Origin of the sequence: Dactylosporangium sp. NPDC050588 (genome assembly GCF_040654975.1) — a bacterium.
Lineage (GTDB): Bacteria > Actinomycetota > Actinomycetes > Mycobacteriales > Micromonosporaceae > Dactylosporangium > Dactylosporangium maewongense.
Genome location: NZ_JBFAJA010000052.1, coordinates 1 through 16135 on the forward strand (window position 1 = coordinate 1; position 16135 = coordinate 16135).

Genomic DNA, 16135 nt, shown 5'->3' on the forward strand with positions numbered 1-16135 from the left:
GGTCGTGTCCCTCCCCGTCGTCATCGGCTTCACCATCCTCCAGCGCTATCTGGTCGCCGGCCTCACCGCCGGCGCCGTGAAGGGCTGAACACCCCCGCCCAGTCCAGGAGATCCACATGTCTCTGTCCCGCCGCACCATGCTCAAGATCGGCGGTCTCGGCGCCCTCGGGACGACCCTCGCCGCCTGCGCCCCCGCCACCAACACCCCCGCACCCGCCGGCACCGAAGGCCTCAAGGACGACGGCGTCAAAGAGTTCCCCCTGACCAGCTGGTCGTTCAACGAGGCGGTCACCAAGGAACCGATCCAGGCCCAGATCGACAAGTACACGGCCGCCAACGCCGGGACGAAGATCAGCACGCCGTCGTACCCGTACAACGACTACCTCAACCAGTTGCTGCTGCAGGTGCAGGGCGGGCAGCTGACCGGCGCGGTCCAGCTCGACGTCGCCTGGCTCGCCACCCTCGCCGCCACCGGCAAGCTCCTGGACCTCAAGAGCGTCGCCGCCGGCCTCGACTACTCCCCGGCGGCCCTGGCGCTCGGGCAGTCCGGCGGGGTGCAGTACGGCCTGCCGTGGACCTTCGCCGGCATCGGCCTCATCAGCAACACCGAGCTGCTGACGAAGGCCGGGGTGACCAGCCCGCCGAAGACGGTCGCGGAGTTCGAGGCGGCGCTCACCGCCGTCAAGGGCCTCGGCGGCGGGGTCGTGCCGTGGGCCGGCATGACGAAGGTCGACCAGCTCAAGGACATCATCCCGTGGCTGTGGGAGTTCGGCTCCCCGATCGTGGAGAACAACAAGGTCGTCATCGGCGACGACCCGTCGATCGAGGCGCTCACCTGGTACAAGAAGCTCTACGACCAGAAGCTCATCGCCCCCGACGTCAACCGCGTCGACGCCCGCGCCCTCATGTCCCAGGGCAAGACCGCCTTCTACGAGGACGCCATCGGCGGCCGCGCCGCCGTCACGAAATCCTCACCCGACAAGGACCTCGGCACGAAGATGGTCCCCGTCGCCCGCCCGGTGAAGAACGCCGGCGACAAGCCCCGCCACCTCGCCTGGGGGCAGGTGATCGCCGTGATGAACGGTGCCGGCGCCGCCGCCGCCGCGAACTACGCCAAGACCGTCACCACCGACCCCGGGTACAACGTCGACTGGTTCAAGAAGACGGGCCTTCCGCCGACCACCAACGCCGGCCTCGCCGACTCCGCCGTCAAGAACGACAAGTTCGCCACCGACTTCACCAGCCAGATCGGCGCCAACTCCAGCGCCAGCCCGTTCTGGATCTACCCGCAGTTCTCCCAGATGGAGAAGGTCCTGGCCGAGGAGGTCCAGTCGATCCTCATCGGCAAGAAGTCGCCGAAGGACGCGCTCATGTCCGCCCGCGACCGGATGAACGCCCTCATCAAATGAGCTTCGACGACCTGCTCCGCGGCCGCCCACTGGTGGCGATCCTGCGTGGTGTACCGGTTGCGCGGGCCCTCGAGATCGCCCGCGCCGTGTGGGACAGCGGCCTCGGCGTGGTCGAGGTCCCGATCCAGACCCCCGAGGCGGTCGAGTGCCTGCGCGCGCTCGCCGCCGAGGGGCACCCCGTCGGCGCCGGCACCGTCCGCAGCGCGGCGCAGATCGAGGCCGCCGCCGAGGCGGGCGCGGTGTTCACCGTCGCGCCCGGCCTGGACCTCGACGTGGTGCGGGCCAGCCAGGCGGCCGGTCTGCCGCACCTGCCGGGCGTCGCCACTCCGTCCGAGGTCCACCACGCGCTGCAAGCGGGTTGCGAGTGGCTCAAGGCGTTCCCCGCCGGAGCGCTCGGCCCCGCCTGGCTGCGCGAGCTGCGCGGCCCGTTCCCCGAGGCGAAGTTCGTCGCCACCGGCGGCATCGGCGCCCACAACGCACCCGAATACCTGGCCGCCGGCGCCCGCGCGCTGGGGGTCGGCGGCGCCGTCACCACCGACGGCGGCCTGCCACCGCTCCTGGAGGTCCTCCGCCGAACCTGACCGACCCACGCTCCGAGGCGCCGCCGCGGACCGGCCACACCTCCGAGGCACGGCCGCACCGCACCCGGTGCTCTGCGCCGCAGGCGGTGATGCGTTACGCCGCAAGCGGTGCGCCGCAGACGGTGTGCCCTGCCGCACGCCGCGGTGTGCTGCGCCGCAAGCGGTGTGCCGCACACGGCGGTGCGGTGTGCCGCACGCGGTGTGCAGTGCCGCAGACGGTGTGCCGTGCCGTGCCGCACGCGGTGTGGCCTGGCCGCGCCGGCGCCACGTGAGCAAGCCCCGAGGAAGAGGCCCATGCACAGAGCCGCCCTGGTCGCCGCCACCGCCATGGCGACGGCCCTCGTCACCGTGCCCGCAACCGCCGTGCACGCCGCCCCCGCCACCGTCACCCTCGTGCCGTACGGCATCGACAGCTCCAACCAGGCCGCCTGGTGGTCGCCGCTGGACACGTACACCCCCGGCAACGACTACGCGTATCTGGCGTTCAACGAGCCCGGCTCCACCGCCGGCACGCACCGCGTCGCCATCGCCCGCCGCGACACCGCCGGCGGCTGGACGAGGCTGCCCGTCATGAACGGCGCCGCCCAGGCCGAGTACGCCGACGACATCGGGCACAACCAGCCGTCGGTCGCGCGCGACGGCAGCGGCCGGCTGCACGTGTTCGCCAGCATGCACAACAACGCCTGGCGCTACTTCCGCTCCGACACCGTCGGCGGCGCGCCCACCAACCACGCCGCGGACCTGCCGGACCAGGGGATCGGCGTCACGTACCCGGTGCTGACCACCGCGCCGAACGGCGACCTGTACCTCATCGCGCGGCTCGACGGGAGCACCGCCCGCTCCGGCCGGCTGTACCGGTGGAACAACGCCGCCGCGACGTGGACCCGGGTGGCCGTCTTCGCCGAGTCCGCCAACCGCGCCGTCTACCCGGACGACCTGCAGTTCGACGCCGCCGGCAACCTCCACGTCCTGTGGGAGTGGGGGCTGTACCCGGCGACCGCGTTCCGCCACCAGCTCAGCTACCTGCTGTACAAGCCCGCGACCGGCACGTTCGCCGACCACACCGGCGCCGCGGTCACCGTGCCCGTCAGCACCGCCACCGCCGACGTCATCCAGCCGATCGAGGCCGGCGAGGTGTACCAGGGCAACGACGGCACCGGACCGGCCGTGCAGAGCGCGAAGCTCACGGTCGACGGCACCAGCCCGAAGGTCGCGTACCGCTACCGGAGCGCGACGAACTTCATGGTCCGCTACGCGTACGTCTCAGGCACCACCTGGGTCCGGGACACGGTGTACTCCGCCGCGCAGACCAGCGCCGCCATCGACATCACCTGGCACCCGACGGAGCAGAAGCGCGTCTACTACACCACCGAGGCCGGCGTGATGTACGTGGCGACCAAGCCCGGCACCGCGTGGACCGCCGCCGCCGTCGCGCCCGGGGTCCCCGTGCAGCGCTTCGCGGTCGAACGCACCACCGCCGGCGTCGACGTCCTCTACCTCGTCGACCTCACCAACCTTCGCCTGTACTACGGGAGGAACTGATGCGCCGCCTGCTCGCAATCGTGTTGCTGGTGCCCGCCGCCGTCGGCCTGGGAACCGCCACGGCCGCCCACGCCGACCCCGCCGGCACCGGCTACACCCTCGTCTTCGAGGACCAGTTCAACGGCACCGCGGTCGACACCGCGAAGTGGAACTACCGCACCGACTCCAAGGCGTACAGCACCCAACGCCCGCAGAACGTGTCCGTCAGCGGGGGAGCGCTGAACATCGCCCTGAAGAAGGAGACGTACGGCGGCAAGGACTACACCGGCGGCGGCGTGGTCAGCAAGCAGACGTTGCGCTACGGCTACTACGAGACCCGGGCGAAGCTCAACGACGGCGCCGGCTGGCACAGCTCGTTCTGGCTCATGGCCGGCGACGGCTCGACGACCTTCCCGGCGTCGCAGCGCACCGAGATCGACGGCTTCGAGATCGACTCGATCAGCCCGACCCGGATCCACCACGGCGTGCTGACCTGGAAGGGCAACGGCGTGTCCGCCGGGAAGTCGTACGGCACCACGTACACCAGCGACACGATCGACTCGAGGGACTGGCACGTCTACGGCATCGACTGGTCCGAGACCAGCACGAAGTTCTACGTCGACGGCGTGCTCAAGTACACCGCGCCCTACCTGCCGACGGACTGGACGCACGACTACACGAGCATCTGGCTCACCAGCATCGCCTACGGCAGCGTCCCCGACGCGAGCAAGTTGCCGTCGGCCGTGCAGTTCGACTACGTGCGCTACTGGCAGAAGGACTACTACGTCGACGACGACGGCCCGGCCGCGTACGGCTACAGCGAGACCGGCACCTGGTCGCCGTCGACGCTGACCGGCTGGACGACGGGCTCGCCGACCCGCTACGCGGCCTGCAACTCAGGTGGGAACACCGCGACCTGGCGCCCCAACCTCCGTGCGGCGGGCACCTACAAGGTCTCCTACTACAAGGTGACGGCCGCCAACAGCGACCCCGCCGCGAAGCTCGCCGTCGCCGGCACCCAGACGACGGTCAACGGCACCTCGGGCCCGTCCGGCTGGGTCGACCTGGGCACCCTCGCCCTGCCCGCCGGCACCGGCACCGCGGTCACCCTGACCAGCTCGGGCACCGGCTGCGCCCGCGCCGACGCGGTCAGGTTCGTCCGGGTGTGAGCCGCCGCGCCGGTCGCCCACCGGGCCACGCCGCAGGCCCGCAGCGACCGGCGCGGCCACGCCGCGATCCCCGGAGTGGAGATTGTTGACTTGCGGAATACTTGCGCGGCAAGTACCGTTGCAGCAGGCGACAAACCCGCTCAGCCCTGGAGGCACAAGATGCCCGCGATCACCGTCGAAAACGTCCTTGCGCTGCCGCGCGTGTCCACCCCGGACCCTGTGTCGGCGCGCCCCCGCCCGGTGGTGTCGGTGACGACGGCGCCGAAGGGATTCGAGGGCGAGGGCTTCCCCGTCCGGCGCGCGTTCGCCGGCGTCGACCTGCGCACCCTCGACCCGTTCATCCACATGGACCAGATGGGCGAGGTCGAATACGCCCCGGGCGAGCCGAAGGGCACCCCGTGGCACCCGCACCGGGGGTTCGAGACCGTCACGTACATCATCGACGGCGAGTTCGTGCACAACGACTCGCACGGCGGTGGCGGCGTCATCCGTGACGGCGACACCCAGTGGATGACGGCCGGAAGCGGCTTGCTGCACATCGAGACCCCGCCCGAGCACCTCGTCGTCAGCGGCGGTCTCTTCCACGGCTTCCAGCTGTGGGTCAACCTGCCGCGCGCCGACAAGTTCGCCGCCCCGCGCTACCAGGACATCCGTGGTGGCCAGGTGGCGCTGCTCAGCTCGCCCGACGGCGGCTCGCTGCTGCGGGTCATCGCCGGTGAGCTCGACGGCCACGCCGGCCCCGGCAACACCTACACGCCGATCACGATGATCCACGCGACGATCTCGCCCGGTGCGTCGCTGACGCTGCCGTGGCGCAAGGACTTCAACGCGCTCGCCTACACCCTCGCGGGCAAGGGCAGCGTGGGCACGAAGGGCCGGCCGGTGGAGCTGGGCCAGCTCGCGGTCTTCGGTGAGGGTGACAGCATCACCGTCACCGCCGACGCGAAGCAGGACCCGCGCCACCCCACGATGGACGTGCTGTTCCTCGGTGGAAAGCCGATCCGCGAGCCCGTCGTGGCGTATGGTCCGTTCGTCATGAACACCAAGGCCGAGGTGGTCCAGGCGTTCGAGGACTACCAGGCCGGCCGGCTCGGCACGATCCCGGCCGCGCACGCCGCAGTGCGAGGAGAGGCGTCCTAAGTGGACATCGAGGTCGTCGACGACCCGCAGCAGCACCGCTTCGAGCTGCGGGTCGACGGAGCACACGCGGGTGCGGCCTACTACCGGCTGCACCCGGGTGAGATCGTCTTCACCCACACCGAGGTCGACAAGGAGTACGAGGGCAAGGGCCTGGGCAGCAAGCTCGCCGCCGGGGCCCTGAACGCGGCGAAGGAGCGGGCACTGCGTGTCGTCCCGCAGTGCCCCTTCATCGCCGCCTACCTCAAGCGGCACCCAGAGCTCAGCTGAGCGGCTGCAGCCCGATCGGGTTCGGGTGCCGCAGCAGCGCCGACGCCTGCACGGCGATCGGGCGCAGCAGTTCGGCACAGCGCGCCGTGGCGGTCTCCCCGAGGGCCCGCCACGGCGCCGCGGCCAGGGCATCCGTCGTGCGTTCGACGGAGGTGTACGCCTCCCGCGCCCGGCCGGTCGCCTTCCCCTCCGCGTCCAGCCACCCGCGACCGCGCAGCCGGTCGATCGCCGCGGCCCACTCCTCGTCGGTCCAGCCGCGGGCGGGCTGGTAGAACTCCCGGCCGGCGCCGTCGAGCAGCGCGACCCGCCACACGTTGCACTCGGCCCCGTCCAGGCCCTCGACGAGCAGCGCCGCGAGGTGCCCGTCGCCGCGGTGCTCCCGCAGCACCGTCGCCGCCTGCCACAGCACGCCGGCCGGGTCCTCCGGCCACGGCAGCATCGCGTTGGCCGCGCCCAGCACCCGGCCGTGCAGGTCGGCCGCCTCCGCCGCCGCCCGCAACAGGCTTGCGACCTCCGCCAGGTCCCCGTCCACCGTGAGCAGGACCCGCCGCGACCCTTCCAGCCGCGCGGCGAGGGCCGCCTCCGGCGTGATCCGCGTCCACACGTCCGGCAGCGCCCGGGTCACCATCCGGGGCGCGAACCCGTAGAACGCCGCGATCACCGGCCCGGCCGGCACCGCGCCGAGCGGGGCGCTACGGCCGGCGAAGTACCCCCGCCAGAACCCGCGCAGGCCCGCCTCCTCGAACGCCGCCAGGGCGTCCGGGGCGAAGTAGGTGACCGCGTGGACCGGCTCGAACAGGTTCCACATGCGACGTTCGGTCGACAACTCTGTCATGGACCTGACGGTATACGCGAACACGCCCGGCGGAGTCGGGGACTTTTTCACAGCAGGCATTCCCGAAACGGCTGTGACGTCGTTCACGGGGGTGAGGTGTACGGAACCGTTTCGTACGCTCTCGGAGCGGGAGTAGGGTTCCAGTACGAAACGGTTCCGTACACCTGTGATCCAGGACTTGCGGAACCCGGCCCTCGCACCTTAGGAAGTGGTCATGTCTCCCGCGCCGAAGCCCGAACGCCGTGAAGCGATCTGCGAAGCGGTCTTCGAGCTGCTCGGCGAGGTCGGATACGACCGCATGTCGATGGATGCCGTGGCGGCGCGGGCCCGCGCCAGCAAGGCGACCATCTACCGGGGCTGGCCCAACAAGCCCGACCTGGTGATGGACGCCTTCGAGCACCGGTTCGGCGGCTCCTACGAGCCGCAGGACACCGGGACGCTGCGCGGCGACCTGATGGCGCTGCTCACCGCGGCGTGCGAGGTGGCGAACAGTCCCGACGGCGACGTCATGACCGGTCTGCTGACCGCGGCCACCCGCAACCCGGAGCTGGCCGAGACGTTCCGCCGCTGCGTCTACGAGGCGAAGCGCTCCGCGTACGACACCATCGTGCGACGCGCGGTGGACCGTGGCGAGCTGCCCGCCGGAGCCACCTCCGACCTGCTGCAAGAAGTCCTGCACGCGCTGGTGCTCAACCGGACCATGTGGCACGAGGGGCCGCTCGACGAGGCGTTCGCCACGCGGGTCGTCGACCGGGTGCTGCTGCCCGTCCTGCACCAGCCTGCCTGACCCGTATTCCTGCCTGTTGAAGGCCCGCCCGCCGACCGGGTGCGGTCGCGATCAACCATGCCTTGGGAGGCACAAGCTCATGTCGAACCAATCGGGGGACTCGGCCGTCGCGGTCAATCCCGGACGCGCGACCGGTGAGGCCACGGCCGACCCCAAGCGCTGGCTCGCCCTGTCGGTCATCGCTGTCGCGCAGCTCATGGTGGTCCTCGACGCCACCGTCGTGAACATCGCCCTGCCATCGGCGCAGGAGGCCCTGCACATCTCCACCGCCGACCGCCAATGGATCGTCACCGCGTACACCCTGGCCTTCGGCGGCCTGCTCCTCCTCGGCGGCAGGATCGCCGACTTCTTCGGCCGCCGCCGGACCTTCCTCATCGGCCTCCTCGGCTTCGCCGGCGCCTCCGCGCTCGGTGGCGCCGCGGTCAACGCCGAGACCCTCTACGCCGCCCGCGGCCTGCAGGGTGCCTTCGGCGCGCTGCTCGCGCCCGCCGCCCTGTCGCTGATCACGGTCACCTTCACCGAGGCGAAGGAGCGGGCCAAGGCGTTCGGCGTCTTCGGCGCGATCTCCGGCGGCGGCGCCGCCATCGGCCTCATCTCCGGCGGCCTGCTCACCCAGTACGCGAACTGGCGCTGGACCCTCCTCGTCAACATCCCGATCGCGATCATCGCCTTCGTGGCGGCGCTGCCGGTCGTGCGGGAGAGCAAGGCCACCGGCGACACGAAGTACGACATCCCAGGAGCGGTCCTCGCCACTCTCGGCCAGGTCGCGCTCGTGTACGGCTTCACGAAGGCCGCGACCGACGGCTGGAGCTCCGGCGTGACCATCGGCTGGCTCGTCGCCGCAGGCATCCTGCTCGCCGCGTTCGTCGTCTGGGAGTCCCGGGCGAAGCACCCGCTGCTGCCGCTGCGCGTCCTGTGGGACCGCAACCGCGGCACCTCGTTCGTCGTGTCGGTCCTGGTCGGCGCCGGCATGCTCGGCATGTTCCTGTTCATGACGTTCTACCTGCAGCAGACGATGGGCTACTCGGCCCTCAAGAGCGGCGTCGCCTACCTGCCGTTCTCCGCCGGCATCATCGTCGCCGCCACCCTCGCGGCGCGCTTCCTGCCCCGCGTCGGCCCGCGCGTGATCATGTCGATCGGCGGGGTCATGGGCACCGCCGCGATGATCTGGCTCACTCGTCTCGACCTGCACTCGGACTACGTGGTGGACATCCTGCCCGCGTTCATCGCGATGAGCGTCGGCATGGGCCTCGTCTTCGTCCCGCTGAGCAGCGTCGCCCTCACCGGCGTCGCCAACCACGACGCCGGCGTGGCGAGCGCCCTGGTCAACACCACCCAGCAGGTCGGCGGCTCCCTCGGGACCGCGCTGCTCAACACCATCTTCACCACCGCCGTCACCGGCTACCTCACCACCCACGGCGCGGAGCCGCTCCAGCAGGCCGAGGCGGCGATCCACGGGTACAACGTGGCCTTCACCGCCAGCGCGGTGCTCCTCGGCGTCGCCGCCCTGCTGGTGATCCTGTTCATCAGGCGCACCCCGGCCGATGTCAGCAGCGCCACCGACCAGGAGCAGATGCCCGTCCTGGTGCATTGACGTCGCATGTACGACAAGCCATGACCCATTGCCGGCACAACGCCCGGGCCCAAGCACCTCTCAGGTCGCCGGGGCCCGGGCGGGGTGCCGCGCCGTGCGGTCAGCCGGGCGGGCCGGTGCTCGGACGGGGTCCAGCGCGCCGGTTCAGCCGGGCGGGGCGGTGCTCTCGCGGACGATGAGGTCGGCCGGGACGAGGATCTGCTCGGCGGTCGGTTCGGTGCCGGCGCGGGCCTCCGCGATCGCCCGGGTGAGCGCGGCCGCGGCCGCCCGGCCCTTCGCGAGGACGTCCTGGCGCACGGTGGTCAGCCCCGGCCGCATCCGGGCGGCGAGCGGGCTGTCGTCGAACCCGACCACCGACAGGTCCTCGGGCACCCGCAGGCCCAGGTCGTGCGCGGCCTGGACGACGCCCTGGGCGATCGCGTCGGAGAAGCAGAGGATCGCGGTGGGGCGCGGGTCCTGCGCGAGGAGGACCTTGGCGCCGTCGTAGCCGTCCTCGGGCTGGCCGTGCGCGAGCCGCACGACCGGCGGGGTGATGCCGGCCGGGGTCAGCGCGTCGAGCCAGCCGAGGATGCGCTGCTGAGCGACATACCCGTCGATGACCACCGCGTCCTCGTCGACCGCGGCGCCCGGGATGACGGAGCCGGCCGGCAGCAGGCCGTGGGCGCCGCGCACGCCGCTGGTGACGAAGGCGACGCGGCGGTGGCCGAGGTCGACGAGGTGCTGGGCGGCGGCGCGGGCGCCGGGGCGGTCGGCGACGTTGACGCAGGGGATGCCGTCGGCGGGCACCTGGTCGATGAAGACGAGCGGGATCCTGCGCCGGATGAGCCAGTCCACGGCCGTGGACGCCGGGTCGCACGAGTAGACCATCGCGCCGTCCATGGCGACGTCCCTGGCGGGCACCACGTCCTCGCGGGCGGCGGCGGTCAGCAGCGTCAGGGCCAGGCCCGTCGGGGCCAGCTCCTCCGCGATCGCGCCGAGGAACGTGGTGGCCACCTCGTCGTTGAACGCATACCGCAACGACTCGGTCAGCAGGACGCCGACGGCACCGGTCGTGCCGCGGGCCAGGGCGCGGGCCGCGGGGTCGGGCCCCACGTAGCCGAGCTCCGAGGCGACCGCCAGGATCTTGTCGCGCAGGGTGGGGGAGAGCTGGTCCGGCCGGGAGAAGGCATTGGAGACGGTCATCCGGCTCACACCGACCTGGTCGGCGATCGTCTGCAAGGTGACCCTCGCCATGCGCACCTCCCGGCTGTCGTCGCGGGGCCCCGTCAGGGGGACCCGCCGACGATATCCTGCCTCAGTTCGCGGGGCTGCACGCGGCGGCCGGGGCGACCGCGTCGGCGGCCCGGTGCAGGGTCGCCGCGAGCGCCGCGCGGACCCGGCGCGACCTGTCCGCCCGGCCGCCGATGAGCGGGGCGGCGGGCGCGACCACGGGCGCCTGGGGCAGCGCGCTGCGGACCTCGTGGGCCATCGCGTTCTGGGACTCGATCATCGCGAACGGGAACACGGCCGACCTCCTCGGACCAGGCCTGCCCGGTACTGTACCGGTCCAGTGCCTATACCGGTACAGTACCGAGTGGCGCTGTACCGGTCAAGCGAATTCGGGTCGTCGGAGGCGGCGACGCACGTCACTTGCGGCGCGGGGTCGTCCTCCGGGAGGAGGGCTTGCGCTTCGCTGCCGCCGCCGACCGCCGGTGGAACAGCCACGCGGCGACGCCGGCGAGCGCCGCGACGCCCAGCACGTACCAGACCCAGGTGTACGACGTCCGCGGCGCCGGCGCCGGAGGTGGTGCCGCCGCGGCCGGGGGCGGCGCGCAGACGATGTCCTGCGGCACGCCGTCGGGAGCCACGTGCAGCACGCCCTGGCAGCGGCCGATCGCCGGCGTGCCCATCTCGGCCACGACCGTCCAGTCGCCGGCGGCGAGCGTGCCGGCGAATGTGAGCGCGTCACCGTTGCGGCGCAGGCCGGCGGGGCCCTCACGGCGCCCGTCGGCGGTCGTGGCCAGCAGCGTGATGCCGACGGCCTCGGTGACCGGATGGCCGTCCTGCCAGGTCGCCGTCACCCACACCGAGCCGCGGCCGTCGCCGTGCAGGGTGAGGATGACGCCGTCATGGGCGGCGGCCGGCTTCGCGGTGCCGAGCACCGTGCCGGAGGCGAGGGCCAGGGCCGCCGCCACGCAGGCCGCGGCCCGGCGCCACAAGGGCGCCGGGCCGCGATCGGTTGAGGACCGGTTCACGCGCGCTGCGGGATCCAGCTCTGGTACTTGGCGCCGCTCGGCTTCTGCAGGACGAGCAGCCGGCTGCCGAAGTACTGGTTGTTGCTGACGCCGACGACCAGGCCGCTCGCGGACTGCACCGAGACACCGAACTCCGTCTTGGTGAGCGTCCACTGCAAGGCCTTCGCGCAGTCGCCCTGGACCAGGGTCGCACCGGCGACGTCCTTGTCACCAGTGGTGGTGATGCAGGCGTTCGTCGCCTTCGAGCGGACCACGTACTTGCCGCCGGCCACCTGCTCCAGCTTCCACTGCTGGTTCGCCCCGCCGTGCTGGCGGTAGATGATGATCGGCGTGCCGGCCGCGCTGCGGGCGCCGAACACGTCGGCCACCCCACCGGTCAGGCTGTTGCCGAACACCATCCACGCGCCGGCCGTCGGCGCCGGAGCCGCCGCGGTGTGGACCTTCACGGTCGTCGTCCACGGGGTCAGGGTGCCGTTCTGCGCGAGCGAAATCCCGATCTGGTAGTCGGTGTCGGGGCGCATGCCGACGATCCGGACGTTGGTCGAGCCGACCTGGCCGATGGAGCGTCCATTGAGGACGACCGCGTAGCGGCTGCCGGCCGCGGCCGCGTCCCAGAACAGGCGCACCGAGTTGGCGGTGGTGTCACTGACCCGCAGCTCCTTGAGTCCCGTCGGCGGCTTCGTCGGAGTCGGAGTCGGCGACGCGGTCTTCGTGGGTGTCGGCGAGACCGACTTCGACGGCGAGGGCGACGCGGTCTTCGTGGGCGTCGGCGAGGCGGTCTTCGTCGGGGTGGGGGACGCCGTCGGCGACGGCGGGGGCGGCGTGGTGCCGCCGGGGCCCGCGATCAGGAACTGGTTGTTGGCCACGTTCCAGTTGTTCGCGAGGTAGCTGCCCGGGCTCGGGTTGGTGTTGTAGTAGTCGTCGTGGTTGCAGTCCATCCGGTTCTCACCGGCCTTGTCGGTGCAACCGGCCCGGACGGACGTCTTCAGGCCACCCGAGTCGTTGTAGCACATGATGTCGTACTCATCGAGGCAGTGCCCGGCCTTGCTGGAGTTCGGCGCGTTGTTGTTCACGGCGCCGAGGTTGTGCCCCAGCTCGTGCGCGGCGACGCTCGCCGTCCAGCAGCCGGAGTCGCTGCGGCCGTAGCCGGGGCCGCCGTTGCTGCGGTTGTTCACGCCCGGCTGGGTGTCGCCGTTGAAGGTGCCGATGCCGCAGTAGACCTTCGACTCACCGAAGATCATGTACTTGCGGTCGGTCCGGTTGTACCCGAGAGCCTTGAGCCCCTGGATCGTCGCGTCGAAGGTGGCGAGGCCACCCGCGGGCAGCTCGACCTCGCGGACGTCGACCTTGCAGTCGGCGGTCGTCACGAAGCGGACGTGCCGCTCGCCGCCGGTCTCCTTGGCGCTGGTGTTGTAGATCGCGTCGACGCCGGCGCTCCAGGTGCGGAAGCTCTCCAGGTACTGGTTGAACCGGCTCGCCGTGTTGGCGTCGCGCACGTACAGCACCTGCACGCGCTTGCCGGCCACGCCGTCGCCGTCGCACGCCACCCCGGAGGCGCCGATCGTGTAGCCCAGCGCGGTGTCGGCGCCGGCCTCCGGGACCAGAGCGAAACCGCCCTCGGAGGCGACTGAGCCGTCCTCGGCGGTGACCGTCTGCTCCAGCGGGGCGGCCGCCGTGTCCGTCTCGGGGACGACCTGCGTGGGGCCGGCCGCGGTGATCGGGGCGATCGTGCCCCGCACGGTCAGGCCGGACGGCGGGACGTCAGGGCCGTGGCTGCACTGGCCGCGCTCGGTGAGCTGGTACCCGCCGACGCACGGCTGGCCCTTCTTCGCCGGCGTCAGACCCGCGTACACCAGGCCGAGCTCAGGGTTGTCGGCCGGCACGCGACTGATCGCGGCCGGACCCTTCTCGTTGAACAGGTCGTCGATCGCACCTGGTCCGGCGATCGCCGCACCCGTGCCGACCACCGCGACCGCCACGGTCACAGCCACGCGGCGCAAGACTCGAGACACGCTCGGTTCCTCCGGAGGGGAAAAAGGGGGCGCGGCAGGGACGGGCACAGGGCAGAGGTACCCGTCCCCGCCGCGCGCGGGACGGCCGGCCTTCGAGGGTGGCAAGGCGGGTGAGTGCCGGTCCGTCCACGTGGGAACGGGCTGACCATAGCGATCCGTCAACGTGCCGTTCCAGCCCGAACGACCCAATTAAGGGACTCATAACCGAGACTTGTGGCAGTCCTACGTTGCCGCTTTGCCAGATGGCGTTTCACGTCCCGCGGTCCCGACCGGCGGCGAACAGGTAGGCGTCCTACCTGTTCACGGCGGGTGCGCGCCCGCTCCCTTTGGGTCGTGCGTTGTGTCGTCGGAGCAGCATGAAGTCGCCCGGATCAGCTCGATCGGAGGTCGGGAGGTGGGAGGCGGGCTCAGGCGGACTTGCCGCGGCGGCGGCGTTCGTTCGGCTCCCTGGAGAGGCGGCCGACGAGGCCGAACCGGCTCTGCGGCGGCTGCTCCTTCGGGGCCGGGTCGGCGTCGGCCATGACGATGACGACGCTGGCGCCGCCGAGCGTGGCGGACGTGCCGATGTTGACGGTGCCGTTGCCCTCGATCGCGACCCGCCGCACGATGTCCAGGCCCAGCCCGGTCGAGCCCTGGCCGCTCTCGCCGCGCTGCAGCGCCAGCTCCGGGTCCGGGATGCCGGGGCCGCCGTCCTCCACCCGCAGCACGACGTAGCCGTCGTCGCGCCGGGTGACCGCGACCTCGAAGGGCACGCCCTGGGGCGTGTACCGGATGACGTTGCCGATCAGCGCGTCCAGCGCGGCGGCGAGCTCGCTCTTCGCGACGTGGACCGGCGCCGGCCCCTCGGTGCCGATCGCCTTGCAGTCGCGCTCCTGGTCACCGGCGACCGCCGACCAGAACATCATCCGGTCCCGGACGACCTCGGCGACGTCGCAGCCCTGCTCGCCGGTCGACGCGGCGGCGCCGTCGCTGCGCTCGCCGCGGTCGGGGGTGGGGGAGTGCGCGTCGATCGGCTCCCGCATCGCGCGGATGAGCTTGTCGATCTCGACCTCGAGCGCGGCGATCGCGTCGCGGATCCGCTCGGCGTCCTGGCTGTCGTCGAGCGTCTCGGCGTCCAGCCGCAGCGCGGTCAGCGGCGTGCGCAGCCGGTGCGACAGGTCCGCGACCAGCTCGCGTTCGTTGGTCAGCAACGCCATGATGCGGTCGGCCATCACGTTGAGCGCGAAGCTCGCCTCGGCCAGCTCCCGCGGCCCCGACGGGTCGAGGCGCACGTCGAGGTACCCCTCGCTCAGCGCCCCCGCGGCGCCCGCGAGCTGGCGGGCCGACGCGGTGACCTTCGCGGCGAGGCGGTCGCCGACCCAGACGGAGGCGATGACGAGCCCCAGCGCGACGGCGGTCAGCGCCCACCAGGCGCCGCTCACCCCGTTGGACAGCTCGTCCTCGGGGATGAAGACCTCCACAACCGCCGTGCGGCCCGACCCGACGTCCACCGGCTCCAGGTAGGACACCCCGCCGGTGACGGTCGCCGTGACGGGGGCCGCCTGGTCGGCGGCGCGCGCGAGGTCCTTGGGGGCGGCGTGCCCCGTGCCGATCTCGAGGCCTTCCTCGCCCAGGTTGTGCACCGAGACGCGGCTGACCGCCGGGCCGCCGGTGCTGGCGATGGCCCGTTCGATCGCCAGGGGGTCGGTGGTCACGGTGAGGACCGCCACGACCACGGCGGTCTGGCGTTCGGCGTCGGCGAAGGCACGCTCGCGGGCGAGCTGCTGCACGACCAGCCCGAGGGGGATCAGGAACGCCAGGGCCACCATCGTGGTGACCGCGGCGCAGACGTAGGCGAGGGTCCGCCTCAGTCCGGCGCCGCGAACCTGAAGCCCACGCCCCGCACGGTGTGCAGGTATCTGGGCGCCGAGGCGCTCTCGCCAAGTTTCCGGCGTAGCCAGTACAGATGCACGTCGATCGTCTGGTCCTCGCCCACTGAGGGTTGCCGCCATACCTCCTCCAACAGCTCACGGCGTGAGACCACTCGTCCGGGACGGGCGGCGAGGTACGCCAGCAGGTCGAACTCTTTGCGGGTCAGCGTCAGCGGCTCACCGTGCAAGTGTGCCTGCCGTTGTCCGATGTCGACACGCAAGCCTCCCACCTCGATGGCGGTGGGTTCCTCGCGGCTCGCCCGTCCGGTGCGGCGCAGCACGGAGGTCATCCGGGCGTCGAGGTGGGCGGAGGTGAACGGTTTGATCATGTAGTCGTCGGCGCCGGCCTTGAGCAGCCGCACGATCTCCGCCTCGTCGTCGCGCGCGGTGGCGATGATGATCGGCGTGTCGGCGATGCCGCGCAGCATCCGCAGCGCGTCGGCGCCGTCGAGGTCGGGCAGCCCGAGGTCGAGCACCACCAGGTCCGGCGTCTCCGCGGCGAACCGCCGCAACGCCTCCAGCGCGGTGCCGACCGCGTGCACCGTGTGACCCCGGTCGGTCAACGAGCGCAGCAGGGCGCCCCGCACGACATGGTCGTCCTCAACCAGCAGCACCGTGGCCATGCGAAGAACATACGTCCTGGCGCAAGTGCCAGCTCCCGCGGTCGATGGACGAA

At 71.9% G+C, this 16135-nt stretch carries 15 protein-coding genes; 8 read left to right on the top strand and 7 right to left on the bottom strand.

Annotated features, from left to right (window positions below):
- Positions 1-116: 116 nt before the first annotated feature.
- The 6 genes from AB0I21_RS32175 (at position 117) to AB0I21_RS32200 (ending at position 6087) form a co-directional block, all read left to right on the top strand.
- Entirely contained in the window at positions 117-1409 is a 1293-nt protein-coding gene (locus tag AB0I21_RS32175) for an extracellular solute-binding protein (RefSeq protein WP_360566808.1), read from the top strand.
- Positions 1406-1990: a bifunctional 4-hydroxy-2-oxoglutarate aldolase/2-dehydro-3-deoxy-phosphogluconate aldolase gene (locus AB0I21_RS32180; RefSeq protein ID WP_360566810.1), complete on the top strand. Its 585-nt coding sequence runs from the start codon at positions 1406-1408 to the stop codon at positions 1988-1990. The genes AB0I21_RS32175 and AB0I21_RS32180 overlap by 4 nt, the downstream gene beginning before the upstream one ends.
- Before the next feature lie 294 nt (positions 1991-2284).
- On the top strand, positions 2285-3532 hold the full coding sequence (locus tag AB0I21_RS32185; RefSeq protein WP_360566811.1) for a BNR-4 repeat-containing protein: 1248 nt from the start codon (positions 2285-2287) through the stop codon (positions 3530-3532).
- The gene (locus AB0I21_RS32190) at positions 3532-4680 is read left to right on the top strand and encodes a glycoside hydrolase family 16 protein (RefSeq protein ID WP_360566813.1); all 1149 of its coding nucleotides are present in this window, start codon (positions 3532-3534) and stop codon (positions 4678-4680) included. The genes AB0I21_RS32185 and AB0I21_RS32190 overlap by 1 nt, the downstream gene beginning before the upstream one ends.
- Before the next feature lie 159 nt (positions 4681-4839).
- Positions 4840-5820 (top strand): pirin family protein, encoded by a 981-nt coding sequence (locus tag AB0I21_RS32195; RefSeq protein ID WP_360566814.1) that lies wholly within the window; start codon positions 4840-4842, stop codon positions 5818-5820.
- Positions 5821-6087, top strand: a complete 267-nt coding sequence (locus tag AB0I21_RS32200; RefSeq protein WP_344512815.1) for a GNAT family N-acetyltransferase — start codon at positions 5821-5823, stop codon at positions 6085-6087. It abuts the gene before it with no gap.
- On the opposite strand, the gene AB0I21_RS32205 is transcribed toward AB0I21_RS32200, so the two are convergent.
- Positions 6080-6922: a hypothetical protein gene (locus tag AB0I21_RS32205; RefSeq protein ID WP_360566816.1), complete on the bottom strand. Its 843-nt coding sequence runs from the start codon at positions 6920-6922 to the stop codon at positions 6080-6082. The genes AB0I21_RS32200 and AB0I21_RS32205 overlap by 8 nt on opposite strands.
- Before the next feature lie 214 nt (positions 6923-7136).
- On the opposite strand from AB0I21_RS32205, the gene AB0I21_RS32210 reads away from it, so the two are divergent.
- Together AB0I21_RS32210 and AB0I21_RS32215 are read left to right on the top strand one after the other, a co-directional pair.
- Positions 7137-7709 (top strand): TetR/AcrR family transcriptional regulator, encoded by a 573-nt coding sequence (locus AB0I21_RS32210; RefSeq protein WP_360566818.1) that lies wholly within the window; start codon positions 7137-7139, stop codon positions 7707-7709.
- A 79-nt stretch (positions 7710-7788) separates the two neighbouring features.
- Positions 7789-9303: an MFS transporter gene (locus AB0I21_RS32215; RefSeq protein WP_360566819.1), complete on the top strand. Its 1515-nt coding sequence runs from the start codon at positions 7789-7791 to the stop codon at positions 9301-9303.
- 144 nt (positions 9304-9447) lie between these two features.
- On the opposite strand, the gene AB0I21_RS32220 is transcribed toward AB0I21_RS32215, so the two are convergent.
- From AB0I21_RS32220 to AB0I21_RS32245, 6 genes are all read right to left on the bottom strand, one after another.
- Positions 9448-10536, bottom strand: coding sequence for a LacI family DNA-binding transcriptional regulator (locus AB0I21_RS32220; protein ID WP_360566821.1), 1089 nt, complete (start codon positions 10534-10536; stop codon positions 9448-9450).
- 61 nt (positions 10537-10597) lie between these two features.
- Entirely contained in the window at positions 10598-10807 is a 210-nt protein-coding gene (locus tag AB0I21_RS32225; protein WP_344512825.1) for a hypothetical protein, read from the bottom strand.
- Between the two features lie 121 nt (positions 10808-10928).
- Positions 10929-11537, bottom strand: coding sequence for a hypothetical protein (locus tag AB0I21_RS32230; RefSeq protein WP_360566823.1), 609 nt, complete (start codon positions 11535-11537; stop codon positions 10929-10931).
- Positions 11534-13528 (bottom strand): RICIN domain-containing protein, encoded by a 1995-nt coding sequence (locus AB0I21_RS32235; RefSeq protein WP_360566824.1) that lies wholly within the window; start codon positions 13526-13528, stop codon positions 11534-11536. The genes AB0I21_RS32230 and AB0I21_RS32235 overlap by 4 nt, the downstream gene beginning before the upstream one ends.
- Positions 13529-13956: 428 nt before the next feature.
- Positions 13957-15357: a HAMP domain-containing sensor histidine kinase gene (locus tag AB0I21_RS32240; RefSeq protein ID WP_360566825.1), complete on the bottom strand. Its 1401-nt coding sequence runs from the start codon at positions 15355-15357 to the stop codon at positions 13957-13959.
- A 38-nt stretch (positions 15358-15395) separates the two neighbouring features.
- A complete protein-coding gene (locus AB0I21_RS32245; RefSeq protein WP_033363396.1) occupies positions 15396-16082 on the bottom strand; it encodes a response regulator transcription factor in 687 nt (228 codons plus the stop codon).
- Positions 16083-16135: the final 53 nt, after the last annotated feature.